This is a genomic window from Tatumella sp. JGM130, assembly GCF_018257525.1.
Lineage (GTDB): Bacteria > Pseudomonadota > Gammaproteobacteria > Enterobacterales > Enterobacteriaceae > Tatumella > Tatumella punctata.
Genome location: NZ_JAERJS010000025.1, coordinates 1 through 20247 on the forward strand (window position 1 = coordinate 1; position 20247 = coordinate 20247).

Below are 20247 nucleotides of genomic sequence, written 5' to 3' on the forward strand. Positions count from 1 at the left end.
CAACGCACAGAAATGGAAGCCACAAAAGTACCTCAAAAACACCATCATACACTAATCAATAAGTTGGTAGCATTACCTACCTTCGGGGACAGTATCAGTGATGGTGGTTTTGCCGGGCCTATTACCCGTTTTCTGTCGGGATATGACAGTAAACTGTATAACGAGCTGATCTCAGAGGCTTACACAGGTGAAACTTCACCACCTTATACCCAGGGCGGAACCAATTATGCACAGTCAGGAGCCACAGCCAGCCAGACACCGTTTCTGATTTATAAAACCAGTCAGCAAATTGATATGTATCTGCAAGACAATAATCAGCAGGGAAATCCTGATGGCTTATATATTCTCTGGGTCGGAGCTAATGACCTGTCAGTTGATGTGGAAACCAGCTTACTGAGCTTTAATTTCAGTAAAATATTCAATCAGGGGGAGAACTACCTGCTATCCAGTGCCCCGCAGGATGTCGTCAGCCAGGCCCGACGGCTGCTGGATTCGGGGGCAGGGATGGTGGTAGTACCTAACCTTCCTGATGCCGGAATGAGCCCATGGACGGGGACCGCGTTATTTGGTTTTGCTCAGGCTTTCCTTGGCGGAAATCTGCTGGATCTCCCGCGTCTGTATGCATTACAGGACGCCTATCTACGCTCACTGGGCAGTGTTAATGGCGAAGAAGCACGCCAGGCGGCGGTTACCGCTTCTGTTGAACGGGTACTGGAAAGTTATGGGCTGAATGTGCCGATTGAGATCACCTCTGCCATTTTTCGTACATTCCTTAGCATGGAAAACAAACTGACTGAGCAGTTCAATAATGATGTGGAAAAGGGGCTGAGCGGGTTGCAGGGAAATATTGTTCTTGCTGATGTTAACCGGCTTTTCGCCGAAATCATTGATTCTCCTGCCGCCTATGGTTTCGATAATATTTTAGTCCCGATGTGCCAGATTGGTATCGGAGCTCCTTTCTGTAAAGAAGATACCCCGGGATTTTATAATGATCAGGTATATTTATTTTCAGACTGGTTTCACCCCAGCCCGGTCGCCCATGGGGTGATTGCTGAATATATGATGTCGATTATTGATGCGCCGTTTCAGGTGGCCGGGCTGAATCAGGGGATCAATAATATTCAGTCTGACAGGCGTTTATACCTTGATTCGCAATTACAAAAACAACGGATGATGTCCTCCGATGACAAAGTCAGTATTTTCGGAGGATACAGCGGTAAATACGCAAGGGCTAAAGAAAATACGCTATTGACTGGCGGACACGGGCTTGCCAGTAACGGCCATATCGGTTTTTCCCTGCAACCAGTGAAAGGGTTCAGCCTCGGTGGTATGGTCAGTGCCGGAAATACACATTTTAAATCTTCAGATCTCTTCAAATACCAGTACAACAGCACCACTATGAGCCTGTTTAGTCAGCTGGTGATGGAAAACGGTGTATGGGGTAACCTGGAACTCAGCAGCGGCAGTGCTGATTTTAATAAAATCAGACGCAGTGTTTCGCTGGGGAAAGCGGTCAGAACAGAACAGGCTGCAACCCGCGCCCGCTTCAGCGGGTTAAGTGTTAATCTCGGATTTGATATGGCATTACATCGTAATGTTACCACTGGCCCTCTGCTGGGTTTTAGCTACGATCGTTCGCTGCTCAATGGGTATGCCGAAAAAGGCAATAGCAGTACCTCAATGAAGTTTGGTGATCAGCGACTGAATCGCCGCAATATTACAGCAGGCTGGCGGATAGATACCCGCAACCTGCCGGTAAACCCCTATCTTCACCTCAGCTATCGTAATGAATCTGTGACTGCGCCGGGCAAAATAACCGCCTCGTTAAAAAGTACCGGAACGGAATTTTACCGGCTGACAGAGGGGGGGAAATCACGGCAATGGCGGGAAGTGAAACTGGGGATGTACTCTTCTCTAAGTAAAAATCTGAGTACCTACGCAGCAGTTCAGTTAAGTAACAGCAACGACAGTAATACTGTGGTTAATTATGCCACCGGTCTGAACTATTCATTCTGACCGGCAGCCGACATGCTTTGGGATATGTAAATAAAGACAGATGGCTTGCGGTCAGCCCGCAGGCATCTGTTTATTCACCAGCACCATTAGTATCAGATAAAGAGACATCTCTATGACCAGTGAACGTCAACATATCGATATTATTCAGGTTTATCGGGCTATTGCTGCATTAGCGGTTATTTTCTATCACTACAGCTGGTTTGTTTCACCTTTGGAACAAACCCTGTTACGCCGCGGATATCTGGGGGTAGATATTTTCTTTATGGTCAGCGGTTTTCTGGTATGGATAACCACCAGACAGTTGCAGTCCGGATGGAAAAACAGCTTGAAATATATTATCCGGCGCAGTTTTAGAATATTTCCTGCCTATGCAATCCTGACGTCAGGGTATGCCATTTATTACTGGTTCACCCGCCCGGCGAGCGGATTATTTAACCAGACGATAAAATCATTATTCTTTATTCCGCTGAATGGCGGAGAGTCACCTGCTTACGGCTTTCCGTTGCTGGAAAATGGCTGGACGCTGAATTATGAGTTTTTTTTTACCTGATGGTTGCAGTTATGCTGTTATGTGGCCGTTCTCGTTACCTTTTTCTGGTCATACTTTTTTTATCATTAATGTTACTGGTGCCCCGTGATGCTCTGTTACAGCGTCAGGCCAGTGATCCGCATTTCTATCAGCAATATATCCTTATGATCAGTGATTCAATTAATATTGATTTTCTGGCCGGATTGCTGGCAGCGATGCTTTACAGCAGGATGTCATCTTCTGCAGGCATCGGCTGCTGGCTGCTGATGGCAGGATCTGTGGTTTTCTTTTTATTTGCCGTCGGCGGATTATATGCCCCGTTTGGTGAACGCTGGAATTTACATACCAATGTTATGACACTGCCTTGCTTTATTCTTTTCCTGTCCGGACTTAAATTAAGCAAGATAACATCCCGGCGGGTTCCCGGATGGCTGATGTTTACCGGGAAAATATCTTACTCACTTTATTTGTTACATATGGCCGTTATCTTTACGGTGATTTCTGCCGCGCAGAGATATCTGGGTGAGGACTATTTCGATTCATTTTCAAACCGGTTTAATCTGTTATGGGTAAGCCTGGTGCTGACCTACATATGTTCATGGGTGTTTTATTTATTTGTTGAGATAAAGCTTTCGGTTTTTTTAAGAGACAAATTACTAAAACGTCTCCCTTTGTAACCAGAAACTAATGGAATGGAATAATTATGTACAGTGAAAGAAAGTTACGAAAGAATAAAAAACGGGAAATCCTTCATGCATTAAACGAATTATGCCTGGATGTCTGTCCTGAACCATTGCAGGGGGGGATGTTACCTGAATTACAATACTGGCCGAAAACCCGTCAGGTAGCTGACCGTTGTGATGCCAGTATTTATGTTACCAGGGCGGTATTATTACAGCTGGCTGACGAAGGAAAAGTGATTAAGTCTCCGCAATTATATTTTAACTCGTTACGCTGGTACATTAAAAAGACAAGCCAGTGACCCGTTTCCCCGGCCTGATGGCAGGCCGGGGAAACTACCGGATTATTTGTTATTCGCCAGTGGCGGAGGCAAAGGGTCACTGTCTGCGGCAGGTGCCGGCCGGAGATCACATTGTGCCGGGAGTAATGCTGCAATAATGCCTGCGAGCACCAGTGAGGCTGCCAGCACCACGACGGCCGTATTCTGCCCGTAAAGATACATCATCAATCCTACCAGATAAGGCCCGCAGAACCCGCCGAGGTTACCTAATCCGTTAATGACGCCCCGTGCGCTGCCTGCCGCTTCGGCGGAAGCAATACGCCCCGGAATACTCCAGAACGGGCTGGTGGCTGCTTTAAGAAAAAATCCGCAACAGATCAATGCAATATAAGCCGCGATAATGTTCTGGCGCAATATTACCGACGCCAGCAGTGATGCAGCAAAACAAAACAGAGATATCATTACCCATTGGCGGCGTTTTCCGGTTTTATCGCTGAGGTATGAAATACTGTAGATCCCCAGCAGGGTAGCAATAAAAGGTAATACGGTCAGCATGCCGACATTACCGATACTGGCCCCGGTAAGATTCTTAATAATGGTTGGCAACCACAGGGTATAGCCATAGTCCCCGGTCTGATAGAAAAAGTTCAGTACTACCAGTTTCATCAGACCTTTATTACGGAATACCTCTTTCAGCGGCGCATTGCTGACCGGATTCAGTTTCCGACGCTCGGCCTGTTCCCTGGCGAGCTCGCGTAACAGATATTCTCGTTCAGCCGCAGGTAACCAGCGGGCTTCCCCGGGCCTGTCGCTTATCATAAACCACCAGAAGACCAGAACCACGACAGACAGTAATCCCTCGATAATGAATAACCAGCGCCAGTCCAGTATCGCAATAATAGCCCCTGAAACGGGCGCGGTGACCATACCGCCCAGCGGGGCAAACATCATCACAAATGCATTAGCCCGGCCCAGTTCTTTTTCCGGAAACCAGTTACTGACCATGGTCAGCACCACCGGCAGCATTCCGCCTTCGGAAATACCAAGAATAAAACGCAAAATCAGCAGCTGATAATGGTTAGTCACAAACCCGGTGGCGACGGACACCACAGCCCACGCAATCAGCGAATAAGCAATAAAGCGTTTTCCGCTGCCACGTACAGCAATGTGTCCTCCGGGGACCTGTAAAAAAAGATATCCGATAAAGAAGATGCCACTGACAACGCCGGCCATCTGGCTGGACATGGCCAGGTCAGTTTCCATACCGCCAGGCAGAGCGAAACTGATATTGACCCGATCCATAAACGACATAATGCAGGCAATCAGGATCGGCACAATAACGCGAAACCAGCGGGTGCCGGGGATAGTGTTCTGCATAATAAAACCCCTTTATCATTCTTCAGGACGATGAAAACAGGGTCAGCAAAGTCAGTGCTCTGTGACTGTCTGCAACGCTTATCAGGGGGTATAAAACGCGATTTCAGAAGGATGTTATGGGATCCCGGTCACGTATAATCATGTTAGAAAACCCTGTTACAAGGTTCGTGAGCCAGACGGCGGGATAAGCGGAGTGAAACCGGGAAAGGATCAAAGCGTTTCCCCGCAAGAGAGCTGGTAATGGAGGTCAACATGGGCAGGTGTTTCCTGTCCGGCAATGCTTCTGAGCATAATTTCGGTCACAGTTTTACCGATGGCAAAACGCGGGGTAATAACGCTGGCCAGTTTTAACGGAGTAACCTGACCTATCTCCAGTCCGTGAAAACCGGCAATACTCAGCTGCGCGGGGACCTGAATACCAGCCTGCAAACATTCCTGTAAAACGCCGACGGCCAAATCATCGTTAGTACAGAGTATGCCATCGACCTGCGGGTATTTCTGTCTGGCAACCCCCATCATACCGTTACCGACCGAAACCGATGATATTTTATTCGGGGTGATCTGACCCGGCCGGAGTCCGGCTTGCTGCATGGCTTCGCAATAGCCGGAATAGCGTAATCTGTCTCTGTGATCAGACATCGCCCCGAAATAGATAATCTGTTTTTTACCCCGCGCCAGTAACAGCCGGGTCATATCAAATCCGGCCTGTTGATTATCAAACCCGACACAGATCCTGCCTGGCTGACATTGATTACCCATCACTTCTGCGACCGGGATCCCCGAAGCTTTAAGATATTTTTCGGCACGTAGTGTATGCACCGACTCGGTCAGAATAATGCCTTTAATCTGCATTGCCAGCAGAGCCGCTATCTGTTCTTCTTCGCGTAACGGATCATAGTCGTAACTGACGACAACCGTTTTATACCCCGTATTGCTGATCGCTGCCTCAATTCCCGCCAGCAGGCTGGGAAAAATCTGGTTGTGAAAGGAAGGGATCAGCACCCCGATACGCGCAGTTGCCTGGCCGGATATTTGCGGATTATCTGTATCGGGCTGATAGCCGATTTCGTTAATAACGGCAGCGATTCGCTGTGATGTCTGCGGGGTGACTTTTTCCGGTGTTCGCAGGTAACGGCTGACAGTCATCGGAGTAACCCCGGCCAGAGAGGCTATATCATGCAACGTGATACGCTGGTTTTTCATGCCTGATATCCAAAATATCCTCAAAGGAAATGACCGGTCCGGAGTTACCGGTACAGGTAATAATGGAACAGACTACTGTAAAAACCGCGCAGATGTCACTGATTGTTGTTCTGAAGCCGGAACAAACCGGCTGGCAGCAGCCGGTATTTGCAAAGAGATTATGCCTGCGTCAGGCAGGGACAGCGCATTATGGATTAATCAGGCGGCCGATAGAACGGAAGAAATTACGCTGCCCGCTTCCTTTTTTGATTGCGCCTTCACGATAGAAATAGACTTTTCGCAGGTTACAGTTCAGTAATTCTGCGATGTTTTTGGTATTCAGGTTATAGAGATAGGCGCGTAATAAGGAGACTTGCTCTTTGTTCAGATTCAGGCGATTTTTCAGGATAACACTATAATTTCTTTTACATTTTTCGTTCGTTTCCCGGCAAAGGATACGAATGAAAAAGCTAAAATCGTCGAGGGACAGACGTTTATCCAGTTCAAAATCTGCATTTTTTATACTCATAAACTGATGCAAAACCGAGAGCAGGCAAACTTTACATTCCGGATTCATTTTTTTCATCCGAATAATATCGTTTTCCGGATCGATGACAATCGAACGTGTCGTCAGGGTATCATAAAATATGAAATCAAAGCTGTTGGCTGAAGGGTGATTAAGCAGTTCTTCAACGGATGAAAATTTATGAATAGATATATTATCTGAAATGTAACGGCATATGGATTTAATCGCAATGCAGGTATAATTACAGGTATCTATAATTGCAATGGAACGAATGACTTCCTTGTTATTCATATAGCACCACATTTAATTTATCAGGTTGAATTTAAGTGAGTTTTATATTTTACTTTCCATGGTGAAGGTCACCTGACAGGGCAGCAGGGAAAGGGCATTATTATGCCAGTGAGACTCACTGTATGTTGTGTTAATTGATATTAACTCTTCGGTTGAGAATAATATCGACAGATTATGTCAGTTATTTATGCTCTGTTCCATAGAGCTATTGTCAATTATCAAAAAATAAGAATATTACAGTTTTAGTGAGCAGTTATGAAAATAAACTTTCCGGTTTTTTAAATAGAAGGGGGGACAAATAAACAGTAGTTTCCCCGGGAATATTTGTCATTTTACAGATTCATCTTTGTCATTCTCTGGCCAGAGGGCACAGGTGCATAGGTTCAGGCTCCAACGGATTCCGGCCGGATCTCTCTGCCGGATAAAAAGGCTGACGGTTAAATGTTTAGTGGCAGAGAAGGCCGTAAACCGGAGTCGCGAATAAATCCGACAAAGATCACAGATTACAAATAAAGCCCGATAAAGGTCTGGCAGACTCTTTTACCCTGACAAAGGTCGAAGGTAAAGTTACGCGTAACAGTTCATAAAATGAGGTCATCTGATGAATAATTTATTCGATTTAACCGGTAAGCGTGCTCTGATCACCGGCTCAACTCAGGGGCTGGGGCTGCTGATGGCCCGCGGACTGGGTGAACACGGTGCCTCGGTTATTATTAACGGCCGCGACCCGCAGCGCTGTGAAAAGGCGGTAGCAGATTTACGGGCTGACGGGATCCGGGCCAGTGCCTGTGCTTTTGATGTGACTGATCCTGCTGCTGTGGCGCAAGCTATTGCCACTATTGAAACAGAAACCGGGCCGCTGGATATCCTGGTAAATAATGCCGGAATCCAGCATCGGGCACCTTTTACTGAATTTCCGGTTGAAGAATGGAATCGGATTATTGAAGTTAATCAGAAGTCTGTTTTCATTGTTTCTCAGCAAGTTGCAAGGAAAATGATCGAACGGAAACGCGGTAAAATTATTAATATCTGTTCGATGCAGAGTGAATTAGGCCGTGATAATATTACGCCTTATGCGGCCTCTAAAGGGGCGGTGAAAATGCTGACTAAAGGAATGTGTGTTGAACTCGCCCGGCATAATATTCAGGTCAATGGGATTGCCCCCGGCTATTTTGATTCGGAGATGACGGCAGCGCTGGTCAATGATAAGCAGTTCTCTGACTGGTTGTGTCACCGTACACCCGCAGCGCGCTGGGGTAAACCGGAAGAGCTGAAAGGGGCGGTGGTATTCCTGTCAGCACCTGCTTCTGATTTTGTTAACGGTCATATTTTATTTGTGGATGGCGGAATGCTCGCTTCCGTATAGCGTACTGACCGGGCAGATAATTATTTGGCCTGCCCGGCATGTTATTTGCCCTGTCCCCGCCAGTACACAGGATCCTCTCCGATGAATACACCCCGCCAATTGCCGGTAAAACGGTGGTGGTATTTAATGCCGGTTATTTTTATAACCTACAGTCTGGCCTGTCTTGATCGGGCAAATTACGGATTCGCGGCAGCCTCCGGGATCGAAAGGGACTTAGGTATCAGCCCCGGTACATCTTCTCTGATTGGCGCATTGTTTTTCCTCGGGTATCTTTTTTTTCAGGTGCCGGGGACGATTTACGCTGTCAGGCGCAGTGCCCGAAAACTGGTATTTGCCAGTCTGTTGCTGTGGGGGCTGTGTGCGACAGCCTCCGGGCTGGTGAGTGATATACCGGCGCTGATGATTATCCGGTTTATTCTGGGAGGGGCAGAGGCAGCAGTTATGCCTGCAATGCTGATTTATATCAGCAACTGGTTTACCCGCAGAGAGCGTTCACGGGCGAATACGCTGCTGGTACTGGGTAACCCGGTGACGGTGTTATGGATGTCGATAGTTTCCGGATATCTGATCAATGCTTTTGGCTGGCGACAGATGTTTATTCTGGAGGGAGTTCCGGCACTGGTCTGGGCCGTCGTCTGGTGGCAGATAGTTCGCGACAAACCTGAACAGGTCTGCTGGCTGAATGACGATGAAAAACAGGCATTGAACCGGGCACTGGCCGAAGAGCAGCAACAGATCCAGCCGATGCGCAATCTCTCGCGGGCACTGAGATCGCGTAATGTAGTGATACTTTGTCTGTTGCATGCTTTCTGGAGTATCGGTGTGTATGGTTTTATGATGTGGATGCCTTCCATTCTGCGGATGGTCGCGGTTATTGATATTGTACAGACCGGCTGGCTGTCAGCAGCCCCTTATCTGGCGGCGATTATTACTATGCTGGTGGTTTCCTGGTTATCGGATAAGTCAGGATTACGCCGGCGATTTATCTGGCCATTATTACTGATTGCCTCTGTAACGTTTTTTGGTTCCTGGTGGCTGGGCAGTTATTCTTTCCGGCTATCTTATAGTCTGCTGGTGCTGGCAGCGGCCTGCATGTATGCCCCTTACGGTCCCTTTTTTGCCTTGATCCCCGAGTTATTGCCGAAAAATGTTGCCGGAATATCCATCGGTCTGATCAACTGCTGCGGGGCGGCAGGGGCTTTTCTTGGCGCATGGCTGGTGGGATATCTGAACGGTATCAGCGGCGGGCCGGGAGCATCATATACTTTTATGGCAATCACTTTGCTGGTGGCCGTCGGACTGGTTTTTTTACTGCGGATACCATCAGGCACACTGATACTGGCTGATAATTCGGACTAAACAGGAACAGGAATGAAGAAAAGCAGGATGTCGTTACAGGATATCGCCAGCCTTGCAGGGCTGACGAAAATGACTGTCAGTCGTTATATGCGTGACCCGGAAATGGTCTCAGAACGCAGCAGGCAGGCCATTGATGCTGTGATGCGCCGGCATGACTATATCCCTAACCGCTTACCTGATATTTTATCCGGGGCCCGCAGCCGGACACTCGGGGTTATTATTCCCTCATTCCGTAATCAACTCTTTTCCGATGTGCTGGATGGTATTCAGCAGGTTGCCGCGCAGTATAACTATCAGACCATCATTGCCAGTGATAATTATGATCCGCTGATCGGCCAGCAAAAAATCATTACACTGCTGTCATACCATATTGATGCCCTCATCCTGACCGGCAGGCAGCATACTCAGTCGGCGATAAACAGTATCAGGACATCGGGAGTCCCTGTGGCTGAGTTAATGGAAATCAGTCATGACGCTCTGGATATACAGGTGGGGTTTGATAACCTTCAGGCTGCCAGAGAAATGACCCGTCACCTGATTGCCCGAGGCCGGCGACAGATTGTTTTTCTCGGCGCGATGGATGATCCCCGCGATATTTGCCGCTACCGGGGAGTAGAGATGGAGTTAACGGGGGCCGGGCTGACCGGCAGGCATATTGTGCCGAAAGAAATATCGTCGATGGCTCTCGGCCAGCGAATGTTCCGCAAAATTATGCAGCAGTATCCGCAGACAGACACCATTTTCTGTACCAATGATGATCTGGCTATGGGGGTATTACTGGAATGTCAGGCCCGTCAGATAGCGGTTCCCCGACAGATGGCGGTGGCCGGGTTTCACGGGCTGGATATCGGACAGGCTAACCAGCAAAAACTGGCCAGTGTTATTACACCACGTTTCCGGATGGGCCAGCTGGCGACGGAATTACTGATGGACAGACTGGCGGGTAAGCAGGGCCGTTTAGCGGAACAGACAAGCGGCATTGACCTGGGATACCAGTTATTTTTTGGTGATACAGTATAAATTATCTGCAAGGGCAGCGGCAGAAGATGCCGCTGCCATCATTTTCAGCGGCGTGAACGAACCAGCTGATAGCGGCGGGTAATATATTCGACCGGCGCACTCCAGATATGTACCAACCGGGTAAAGGGGAACAGTAAAAACAGTGTCATCCCCAGTACCAGGTGTACCCGGTAAATCATATCCACACCTTCCAGTAAGGCGGCTGAATTGCCCCTGAAAGTCACAACAGACTGGGCCCAGCCAACCAGTTTCATCATCTCTGAACCATCGGGGTGACGGGCAGAAAACAGGATGGTAATCAGACCGAGGCAGGCCTGAATCAGCAGTAAACTGAGGATCAGAATATCGGCCCGTGTAGAAGTGGCGCGGATCCGCGGATTATACAACCGTCGTTTCAGCAGTAATGCCCCCCCGGCAACGGTCATAATACCGAAAATGCCCCCGGCCATCATGGCTATTTTTTGTTTAGCGGCAATGGATAAAAATGGTTCATATACCCAGTGCGGGGTCAGTAAACCAAACAGGTGACCGAAGAAAATGCCGAGAATGCCGATATGAAACAAGTTTGATGCCAGCGTCATGCCTTTTTTATCCAGCATCTGGCTGGAAGACGCCCGCCAGCTATATTGGCCGTAGTCGTAGCGTAACCAACTACCGGCTAAGAAAACGGCACCACACAGGTACGGATAGAGATCAAATAAAAAAGTATTCAGCCAGCTGATCATTTGCCACCTCCTGCAGAGAGATCCAGATATTGTGGTGTGACCTGCTGGCGAAAGCGTTGCCGGTATTGTTGTTCCGCTGCATTTTTACATGCCGGATCTGCTATAAATTTCACCTGTTCTTCCTCCCAGATTGCATCCATTGCCTGTGGCGTATCATCGCGTGACTCTCCGGCGATTTTGTCCAGCACGCTGTGGCTGCGTAACGGGCTGTCTGCCAGCATTAACAGCTGGTCAAACAACAACCGGTAGTCACTGCCACGTTGTGCCAGACGGCCGCCGAGTAATGCCAGAATTTCGGCGACATCCAGTAATCCCTGACGGCTGTCTTCTGCGGAACAGAGTGACAGATATTCCAGATACACCGGCAGATAGTCGGGCAGCTCACGGCAACCGGCTTCCAGCCCGGCTGCCTGATACTGTGCCAGCAAATCGACCATTGCCTGGCCACGATCGCGGGATTCGGCATGCACATGTTCAAACATCAGCATTGAGGTGGCACGACCGCGATCAAAGGTTTCGCACCATTCCTGCTGCCGGTCCAACAGGGGGGCCTGCAGGTAACAAGCGGCGAAGGCCAGTAACTGCGGACATTCAGCTTCGATCAGCGGCAAAATTTCGTCTGCAGCATCCCATAATTCCTGAGAAGGATACTCGAGCATGACTGCGATCAGTTTCAGAGGTGACATTACTGATCTCCTGTTTTACCCGACACATTGATGGCATCAATCCGGCGGCTATTAAACAAATTAAAACGGCTGTCGCTGCCATGACAGCCATCACCAAAGCTGAAACCACAGCCGTTACGTTCAGGGAAAGCATCACCGGCCAGCTCACGGTGTCCGGAAGGCACCACAAACCGGTCTTCGTAGTTGGCAATTGCCAGATAACGGTACATATCTTCGGCCTGTTCAGCGGTCAGCCCCACGGCATCCAGTGCGCTGGTATCTGTTTTACCTTCTACGGTTTGTGCGCGTTTGAAATGACGCATTGCCATCATCCGTTTCAGTGCCGACAGTACCGGCCCGGTATCGCCTGCGGTCAGCATATTAGCGAGATACTGCAGCGGGATATGCAGCTCTTCAACAGCAGGTAAGACTGCTTCTGAACTGAGAGCAGCGGCCTCGACAGCGGACTGAATCGGGGATAATGGCGGCACATACCAGACCATTGGCAGGGTGCGATATTCAGGATGCAGAGGTAACGCCAGCTTCCAGTCCATTGCCAGTTTCCAGACCGGTGAGTGGCGGGCAGCATCCAGTACATTCTGCGGGATCCCCTGTTGCAGGGCTTCGCGGATCACCTGTGGATCATTGGGGTCGAGGAAAACCTCTGTTTGTCGCTGATAAAGATCCTGATCGCTCTCTGTGCTGGCGGCGTCGAGGATCTTGTCGGCATCATAGAGTAATACACCCAGATAACGGATCCGTCCGACACAGGTTTCCGAGCATACGGTTGGCATACCGGCTTCGATACGCGGATAGCAGAAAATACATTTTTCAGACTTGCCACTTTTCCAGTTAAAGTAGATTTTTTTATACGGGCAGCCACTGATACATAAACGCCAGCCACGACAGCGGTCCTGATCGATAAGAACAATGCCGTCTTCTTCACGTTTATAAATTGCACCGCTCGGACAGGTCGCCACACAGGCAGGGTTCAGACAGTGCTCGCACAGCCGGGGCATATACATCATAAAGGTATGTTCAAACTGGCCGTAAATCTGTTTTTCCATCCGCGCGAAGTTCTGATCCGCTGAACGTTTTTCAAATTCCCCGCCAAGGATCTCTTCCCAGTTAGGCCCGGAAGTGATCTTATCCATACGCTCTCCGCTGATCAGCGAGCGGGGACGGGCGGTCGGCTGATGTTTGCCGGAAGGCGCGTTGTGCAGGTGCTGATAATCAAAGGTAAAAGGTTCGTAGTAATCATCAATACCCGGCACCACCGGGTTAGCAAAAATCTTGCTCAGTACCCCGGCTTTATTACCCAGCCGCGGCACCAGTCGTCCGCTGATTTTACGTATCCAGCCGCCCTGCCACTTTTCCTGGTCTTCCCAGGCCGCGGGGTAACCGATCCCCGGTTTACTTTCGACATTATTAAACCAGGCATATTCCATGCCTTCACGGCTGGTCCAGACATTTTTACAGGTCACAGAACAGGTATGACAGCCAATACATTTATCGAGGTTAAGCACCATGCCTACCTGGGAACGTATTTTCATTTTTGAGCCTCCTGGACCTGATCCCGGCCTTCGTCATCCAGCCAGAGAATATTTTTCATTTTGCGGACAATGATAAATTCATCACGGTTAGAACCGACGGTACCGTAATAATTGAATCCGTAGCTTTGATGCACATAGCCACCAATCATATGGGTGGGTTTGGGACTGATACGGGTCACTGAGTTATGGATCCCGCCACGCATACCGGTGACTTCAGAGCCGGGAATATTGGTGATACGTTCCTGGGCGTGATACATCATGGTCATACCCGCAGGTACCCGCTGACTGACGACCGCCCTTGCAGTCAGTGCACCGTTGCTGTTAAACGCCTCAATCCAGTCGTTATCAGCGATACCCATTTCTCTGGCATCATCTTCACTCATCCAGACAATTGGCCCGCCACGCGACAGTGTCAGCATCAGCAGGTTTTCGCTATAAGTTGAGTGAATGCCCCATTTCTGGTGTGGCGTCAGGAAATTGAGTATTTTCTCCGGGTAACCATTGGACGGAATATGACTCATTTGCTCGACGCTGCGGGTATTGACCGGTGGCCGGTAACTGACCAGGCTTTCACCGAAGCCCCGCATCCACGGATGGTCCTGGTAAAGCTGCTGACGTCCGGTCAGCGTCCGCCACGGAATTAACTCATGAACATTGGTATAACAGGCGTTGTAGGAAACATGTTCATCTTCCAGTCCTGACCATGTCGGGCTGGAAATAATTTTACGGGGCTGTGCCTGAATGTCGCGGAAGCGGATTTTTTCTTCCTGTTTTGGCAGGGCAAGGTGGGTATGGTCCCGGCCGGTAATTTCACCGAGGGCCTGCCATGCTTTTACTGCCACCTGCCCATTGGTTTCCGGGGCCAGAGTCAGGATCATTTCGGCAGCATCAATCGCCGAATTCAGCTGTGGCTGACCTTTGCCTGCTCCGCGGGTATGAGTATGGTTAAGCTGACGCAGCAGATGGATCTCTTTATCGGTGTTCCAGCTGATGCCTTTGCCTCCGTTGCCCAGTTTTTCCATCAACGGCCCGATTGACATAAAACGTTCGCTGAGGGCAGGGTAATCACGTTCAACCAGCATGATATGCGGGGCTGTTTTGCCCGGTTGCAGTTCACATTCCCCTTTATGCCATTGTTTCACGTCATAAGGCTGAGCAATTTCTGCCGGAGAGTCATGCTGAACAGGCAATAGCACCACATCATTTTCCACGCCGAGGTGACCCGGACAAAGGGCTGAAAAGGTTTTGGCGATATCTTTATAAATTTCCCAGTCACTGCGTGACTCCCAGACGGGGTCAATGGCAGCAGATAACGGATGAATAAACGGATGCATATCCGAGGTATTCATATCGTCTTTTTCATACCAGGTCGCGGTAGGTAATACGATATCTGAGAACAGACAGGTGCTGGACATTCTGAAATCGAGAGTGACCAGCAGGTCCAGTTTCCCTTCCCGTGCCGGTGTCTGCCAGTCGACTTCTTGCGGGGACATCTCCGGATCTGCAACGGTTTCACTTCCCTGAATACCGCTCTCGATCCCCAGCAGATAGCGCAGCATATATTCATGGCCTTTCGCCGAAGAACCCAGCAGATTTGAGCGCCAGACAAACAGGTTGCGCGGGTGGTTGTTACCGTTATCCGGTTGTTCGCTGGCAAAGCGTAATTCCCCTTGCTGTAACGCTTTGGCCGTGTAATCCGCCGGGGAAAGTCCGGACTCTTTTGCCTTAGCGGCAATCGTCAGCGGGTTAGTATTAAGTTGTGGCGAAGAAGGCAGCCAGCCCATACGTTCGGCACGGACGTTGAAATCGATCAGCTGACCAGCGAAATCCTGAGGGTTTGCCAGCGGAGACAGCAACTCTTTGACCGATAATTTTTCGTAACGCCACTGAGAAGAGTGATTATAGAAAAATGAAGTACTGTTCATATGGCGTGGCGGACGAGCCCAGTCCAGGGCGAATGCCAGCGGCTGCCAGCCGGTTTGCGGCCGCAGTTTTTCCTGACCGACATAATGGGCCCAGCCGCCACCGGTTTGTCCGACACAGCCGCAGAAAATCAGCATATTGATTAAACCACGGTAATTCATATCCATGTGATACCAGTGGTTCATTCCTGCGCCGACGATAATCATCGAACGCCCATGGGTTTTGTGAGCAGTATCGGCAAACTCGCGGGCAATACGAATAATCTGCTGACGGGGCACCCCGCAAATTTGCTCTGCCCAGGCCGGTGAGTAGGCTTTTACTTCATCATAACTGCCCGCGGTATTACTATCGTCGAACCCCCGGCCGACACCGTAATTGGCCAGCGTCAGGTCATAAACACTGACCACTTTGGCACGGCGGCCGTCCGCCAGACTAATCTCTCTGACCGGCAGTTTATGCACCAGTACCGGTGACTGTTCGACATGGCGGAAATAAGGGGATGGCTGACCGCCAAAATAGGGGAAGGCCACCTCTGCCAGTTGATCGTAACCCTCGGCCAGGCTGAGACGTAATTCTGTTTGCTGGCCTGCCGCGCGGGCTTCCAGGTTCCATTTCCCCTTTTGCCCCCAGCGGAAACCGGCAGAGCCGTTCGGCACCACCAGCTGACCATCGCTGTCAAAAGCCACGGTTTTCCAGTCCGGATTATTACTTTCGCCGAGATTATCCACCAGATCGGCTGCACGCAGCAGGCGTCCGGCGCTGTAATAACCTTTATCGGTCTCTTCCAGCATCACCAGCATCGGCATATCTGTATAACGGCGGCAGTAATTAATAAAGTAATCGCTGGGGTTATCGAGGTGGAATTCTTTAAGGATCACATGGCCCATAGCCATTGCCAGTGCGGCATCAGTACCCTGCTTAGGTGCCAGCCAGTGGTCACTGAGTTTAGCCACTTCTGCATAATCAGGGGTTATAGCAACAGTTTTAGTGCCTTTATACCGGACCTCGGTAAAAAAGTGTGCGTCCGGGGTTCTGGTCTGAGGCACGTTGGACCCCCAGGCGATAATATACGCCGAGTTGTACCAGTCAGCAGATTCCGGAACATCTGTCTGCTCTCCCCAGGTCATCGGGGATGCCGGAGGCAGATCACAATACCAGTCATAAAAACTCAGGCAGGTTCCGCCCATCAGTGACAGATAACGGGTACCCGCCGCATAGGAGACCATCGACATAGCCGGAATAGGCGAAAATCCGGCAACCCGGTCAGGGCCATAGTTTTTTACTGTCCAGATATTCGCGGCGGCAATCAACTGGTTCAGTTCGTTCCAGTCAGAACGGACAAAGCCGCCTTTACCGCGGGCTTGTTTATAGCTGGTTGCTTTCTTCTCATCACGGACAATACTGTCCCAGGCTTCTACCGGGTCACTGAATTGCTGCAGTGCTTCCCGCCATAACCGGATAAGCTGTTTACGCACCAGCGGGTATTTTAGCCGGTTGGCGCTGTAGATATACCATGAGTAACTGGCACCCCGCGGACATCCGCGGGGTTCATGGTTAGGTAAATCAGGGCGTGTCCGCGGATAGTCTGTTTGCTGGGTTTCCCAGGTGACCAGCCCGTTTTTGACATAAATTTTCCAGCTACAGGAACCGGTACAGTTTACGCCGTGGGTGGAACGGACAATTTTGTCATGCTGCCAGCGCTGGCGATAGCCGTCTTCCCAGTCACGGTTGCTGTCCATTTCCTGTCCGTGGCCGTCGGAAAAGGTGCTGCCCTTTTGCTTAAAATAGCGGAGTTTATCCAGTAATTTACTCATTTTTTTCTCCGTGCAGAAACCGTATTTCTGCCATCACTCTGTCAGGTATTCGGTGGTTGATCTGGCGGCAGGCCGGAGCTCCGCAATTATCCTTTCGCCGGTTTTTTACGGCCGTATACCAGTCCGGTAACCAGCAGACAGATAATGTAAAAGACCAGAAAGATTTTCATTGCCCCTACCGGAGAGCCAGTCAGGTCCAGGGAGGTGCCGAACGCCTTGGGAATAAAGAACCCGCCAAAGGCACCAATCGCAGAGATAAAGCCCAGCGCGGAGGCAGTTTCAGTCACGGCCATCTGTTGTGCTTCTGGCTGACTGGCACCTTCTTTGAGCGATTTGCTGATAGTCAGCTGACGGAAGATCACCGCAATCATCTGGAAAGTGGAACCACTGCCTAGTCCGGCGGTCAGGAACAACCCCATAAATACAGCGTAGAAAGCCGTGAAATTGCCTGAGCCCGGGGTAGTGTCTGGCAGGGTAAGGAACAGTAAGCCGCAGAATATAACCATAAAAACATAATTGATCAGTGTTACCCGTACACCACCAAACTTATCGGAAATCATCCCGCCGAAGGAACGGGCCAGGGCACCGATAAAGGGGCCAAAAAATGCCAGTTTCAGGATATCAATCCCCGGGAACTGGGTTTTTGCCAGCATGGCAAACCCCGCAGAGAAGCCAATAAAAGAACCAAAGGTGGTCAGATATAACAGGCTGAGCAACCACATATGACCGCGTTTCAGTACCGGTAATTGCTGCCGTACCGACATCTGAGTACCCGGAACATCATTCATCCCGAACCATGCGGCGAGGGTTGCGAGGATCAACAGCGGGACCCAGAACAGGGCCGCATTCGCCAGAAAAAGGACACTACCGTCAGTCTGCTGTACTCCGTGGGTACCGAGCAGGCTGAATAACGGTACAACCAGAACCAGCGGCGCGACCAGCTGCATAACACTGACACCCAGGTTACCAAGCCCGCCATTAATCCCCAGCGCGCTGCCCTGACGGGTTTTCGGGAAGAAAAAACTGATGTTGCCCATGCTCGACGCAAAGTTAGCCCCGGCAAAGCCGCACAGCAGAGAGATAACAATAAAGGTTGAATAACCGGTGGTCGTATCCTGCACAGCCAATCCTAACCAGATGCAGGGGATCACCAGGATGATGGTGGAAATTGCGGTCCATTTACGTCCACCGATTAATGGCACCATAAAAGAGTAGGGTACCCGCAGAATGGCCCCGGATAATGCAGGCAGTGCTGTTAACATGAAAAGCTGGTCAGTAGTAAAATTAAAACCGGCTTTATTCAGATTAATGGATACCGCACTGAATAACATCCAGACACAGAAAGAAAGTAATAAGGCAAAGACCGAAATCCACAGGTTACGTTGCGCTATTTTCTTTCCGTACTGCTCCCAGAACTGAGGGTTTTCAGGTTCCCATTGCTGTAAAAGCCCGGAACGTTGGTTGGTTAACGACATAGCCAGGTCCAGTGTTGAAGGTGGATGAAATTACCGGTTTCAGGTAATGACCGAGTTAATTAATGGTTTAAATATAAGTAGTTAATAATTATCATTGTTATCTGAGGATATATTTTGTTATCGCTTTTATTACATGACGGATTTTATCCTGACTTTCAGCAGGTACTGATTGATCCCGGACAGGTTTTGTTCAGGAACCATCAGTGAATAAATATATTTTTTTACGACTTTATTCACTATTCACTATTTACTGTTCACTATTGAGTAACGTATTGGCAGGAAATAAATTTAAAGAGTAAATGTTTAATTAAATTAATATGTTATTTTGTTTGTTAATTTAAATTAAATTCTGCCCGGCAGAAAACCAGTTAAGTGAATGCTGTAAACGGACAACCTCGCCGACAATAATAAGTGCCGGGCTGGCTGCATCTTTACATAATTGTTGTAACTCATGGAGGATCCCGACACTGACCTTTTGCTCTCTGCGGGTGCCCTTCCCGATGACGGCAACCGGCGTCTGATCACTGACTCCGGCTGCGGTCAGTTGCTGATAAATATCACCGGCCTGTTGTAATCCCATATAAAAAACAGTGGTCTGCGACGGCGAAATACCCGACAGGAACGGCGGACTGGCGGCATGTTTTGTATGGCCGGTAATCAGGCGGAGGCTGTCAGCATAATCACGATGGGTTAGGGGAATCCCGGCATATGCGGCGCATCCGCTGGCTGCGGTGATGCCGGGGACTACCGAAAAACGGATCCCCGCAGCAGCCAGAGCCTCGAGTTCTTCTCCGCCACGGCCAAAAATCAGCGGGTCACCGCCTTTTAACCGCACGACGCGCTTTCCTGACTGCGCCTGCGAGATCAGTAACTGATTGATCTGTTGCTGGGTAGTGGAATGCCGGCCACACTGTTTTCCGACACTGATATATTCTGTCGCCGGGCAGATTAATGCCCGGATATCGTCAGAAACCAGGCGGTCAGCCAGTACCACATCAGCCTGTTGCAGACAGGACAGGGCTTTAAGTGTCAGTAATCCGGCATCTCCGGGGCCGGCACCGACCAGGGCAACTTCTCCGGCCCCCGGTGACGGTATATTCATTTCCGGCGGAAGTACCGTTGCCGTTGTCTGCAGGACGGCGGATGATCCCTGTTGCTGGCTGATTTCGCAGAATATCTGCGCGCTATTGGTTTCGCGGCTGATTTGGTTATTCAGTGTTTGATCGCTGGTGGTCGCGACCACCAGCCAGCAGCCCTTAAGCAGACCGGAGTGATAACGGCCCTGATTCCAGCGGATCTGCTGTTGCTCTGCCAGAGCCGACAGCCCGGGAGTAAGCTCAGAGGCACAGACTAAAATATCCGCACCGGCCTGCAGTAACTGATGCACTCTGGTTTCTGCGAGGTGATTTCCTCCGGCGACCAGGCAGAGACGCTGGCGGAGATGGCATACCAGGGAAAGGTGCAT

14 protein-coding genes and 1 pseudogene are annotated in these 20247 nt (G+C 49.8%); 6 read left to right on the forward strand and 9 right to left on the reverse strand.

Annotated features, from left to right (window positions below):
• From JK211_RS11985 to JK211_RS12000, 3 genes and pseudogenes are all read left to right on the forward strand, one after another.
• Nucleotides 1–2016: autotransporter domain-containing protein (locus JK211_RS11985; protein WP_212708916.1), on the forward strand; the 2016-nt coding region annotated here is incomplete at its 5' end.
• 112 nt (nt 2017–2128) lie between these two features.
• A pseudogene (locus JK211_RS17105) lies at nt 2129–3222 on the forward strand (acyltransferase family protein).
• Nucleotides 3223–3248: 26 nt separating this feature from the next.
• On the forward strand, nt 3249–3527 hold the full coding sequence (locus JK211_RS12000; RefSeq protein WP_212708919.1) for a FaeA/PapI family transcriptional regulator: 279 nt from the start codon (nt 3249–3251) through the stop codon (nt 3525–3527).
• A gap of 42 nt (nt 3528–3569) precedes the next feature.
• Here JK211_RS12000 and JK211_RS12005 read toward each other — a convergent pair whose 3' ends face one another.
• From JK211_RS12005 to JK211_RS12015, 3 genes are all read right to left on the reverse strand, one after another.
• On the reverse strand, nt 3570–4883 hold the full coding sequence (locus tag JK211_RS12005) for an MFS transporter (protein WP_212708920.1): 1314 nt from the start codon (nt 4881–4883) through the stop codon (nt 3570–3572).
• A 210-nt stretch (nt 4884–5093) separates the two neighbouring features.
• The gene (locus JK211_RS12010; RefSeq protein WP_212708921.1) at nt 5094–6086 is read right to left on the reverse strand and encodes a LacI family DNA-binding transcriptional regulator; all 993 of its coding nucleotides are present in this window, start codon (nt 6084–6086) and stop codon (nt 5094–5096) included.
• 187 nt (nt 6087–6273) lie between these two features.
• A complete protein-coding gene (locus JK211_RS12015; protein ID WP_212708922.1) occupies nt 6274–6882 on the reverse strand; it encodes a hypothetical protein in 609 nt (202 codons plus the stop codon).
• A gap of 601 nt (nt 6883–7483) precedes the next feature.
• Here JK211_RS12015 and idnO point away from each other — a divergent pair.
• From idnO to JK211_RS12030, 3 genes are all read left to right on the forward strand, one after another.
• Nucleotides 7484–8248 (forward strand): gluconate 5-dehydrogenase, encoded by a 765-nt coding sequence (gene idnO / locus JK211_RS12020; protein WP_212708923.1) that lies wholly within the window; start codon nt 7484–7486, stop codon nt 8246–8248.
• Between the two features lie 81 nt (nt 8249–8329).
• Nucleotides 8330–9607 (forward strand): MFS transporter, encoded by a 1278-nt coding sequence (locus tag JK211_RS12025; protein ID WP_212708924.1) that lies wholly within the window; start codon nt 8330–8332, stop codon nt 9605–9607.
• A 12-nt stretch (nt 9608–9619) separates the two neighbouring features.
• Nucleotides 9620–10627, forward strand: coding sequence for a substrate-binding domain-containing protein (locus JK211_RS12030; RefSeq protein ID WP_212708925.1), 1008 nt, complete (start codon nt 9620–9622; stop codon nt 10625–10627).
• Nucleotides 10628–10671: 44 nt separating this feature from the next.
• Here the strand turns inward: JK211_RS12030 and narI are convergent, their stop codons facing one another.
• The 6 genes from narI to cobA form a co-directional block, all read right to left on the reverse strand.
• Nucleotides 10672–11352, reverse strand: coding sequence for a respiratory nitrate reductase subunit gamma (gene narI / locus JK211_RS12035; RefSeq protein ID WP_212708926.1), 681 nt, complete (start codon nt 11350–11352; stop codon nt 10672–10674).
• The gene (gene narJ / locus JK211_RS12040; RefSeq protein ID WP_212708927.1) at nt 11349–12038 is read right to left on the reverse strand and encodes a nitrate reductase molybdenum cofactor assembly chaperone; all 690 of its coding nucleotides are present in this window, start codon (nt 12036–12038) and stop codon (nt 11349–11351) included. Before narJ ends, narI begins: the two co-directional genes overlap by 4 nt.
• A complete protein-coding gene (gene narH, locus JK211_RS12045; protein ID WP_212708928.1) occupies nt 12038–13570 on the reverse strand; it encodes a nitrate reductase subunit beta in 1533 nt (510 codons plus the stop codon). The genes narJ and narH overlap by 1 nt, the downstream gene beginning before the upstream one ends.
• Nucleotides 13567–17307, reverse strand: coding sequence for a nitrate reductase subunit alpha (locus tag JK211_RS12050; RefSeq protein ID WP_212708929.1), 3741 nt, complete (start codon nt 17305–17307; stop codon nt 13567–13569). The genes narH and JK211_RS12050 overlap by 4 nt, the downstream gene beginning before the upstream one ends.
• Before the next feature lie 86 nt (nt 17308–17393).
• Complete coding sequence (locus tag JK211_RS12055; protein WP_212708930.1) at nt 17394–18782, reverse strand: NarK family nitrate/nitrite MFS transporter; 1389 nt, start codon at nt 18780–18782, stop codon at nt 17394–17396.
• A gap of 337 nt (nt 18783–19119) precedes the next feature.
• Complete coding sequence (gene cobA, locus JK211_RS12060; RefSeq protein WP_212708931.1) at nt 19120–20247, reverse strand: uroporphyrinogen-III C-methyltransferase; 1128 nt, start codon at nt 20245–20247, stop codon at nt 19120–19122.

Coding starts and splice junctions, on each gene's coding strand:
- JK211_RS12000 (WP_212708919.1), top strand. CDS start 3,249: ATGTACAGTGAAAGAAAGTTACGAAAGAATAAAAAACGGGAAATCCTT.
- JK211_RS12005 (WP_212708920.1), bottom strand. CDS start 4,883: ATGCAGAACACTATCCCCGGCACCCGCTGGTTTCGCGTTATTGTGCCG.
- JK211_RS12010 (WP_212708921.1), bottom strand. CDS start 6,086: ATGAAAAACCAGCGTATCACGTTGCATGATATAGCCTCTCTGGCCGGG.
- JK211_RS12015 (WP_212708922.1), bottom strand. CDS start 6,882: ATGAATAACAAGGAAGTCATTCGTTCCATTGCAATTATAGATACCTGT.
- idnO (WP_212708923.1), top strand. CDS start 7,484: ATGAATAATTTATTCGATTTAACCGGTAAGCGTGCTCTGATCACCGGC.
- JK211_RS12025 (WP_212708924.1), top strand. CDS start 8,330: ATGAATACACCCCGCCAATTGCCGGTAAAACGGTGGTGGTATTTAATG.
- JK211_RS12030 (WP_212708925.1), top strand. CDS start 9,620: ATGAAGAAAAGCAGGATGTCGTTACAGGATATCGCCAGCCTTGCAGGG.
- narI (WP_212708926.1), bottom strand. CDS start 11,352: ATGATCAGCTGGCTGAATACTTTTTTATTTGATCTCTATCCGTACCTG.
- narJ (WP_212708927.1), bottom strand. CDS start 12,038: ATGTCACCTCTGAAACTGATCGCAGTCATGCTCGAGTATCCTTCTCAG.
- narH (WP_212708928.1), bottom strand. CDS start 13,570: ATGAAAATACGTTCCCAGGTAGGCATGGTGCTTAACCTCGATAAATGT.
- JK211_RS12050 (WP_212708929.1), bottom strand. CDS start 17,307: ATGAGTAAATTACTGGATAAACTCCGCTATTTTAAGCAAAAGGGCAGC.
- JK211_RS12055 (WP_212708930.1), bottom strand. CDS start 18,782: ATGTCGTTAACCAACCAACGTTCCGGGCTTTTACAGCAATGGGAACCT.
- cobA (WP_212708931.1), bottom strand. CDS start 20,247: ATGCACCTTTCCCTGGTATGCCATCTCCGCCAGCGTCTCTGCCTGGTC.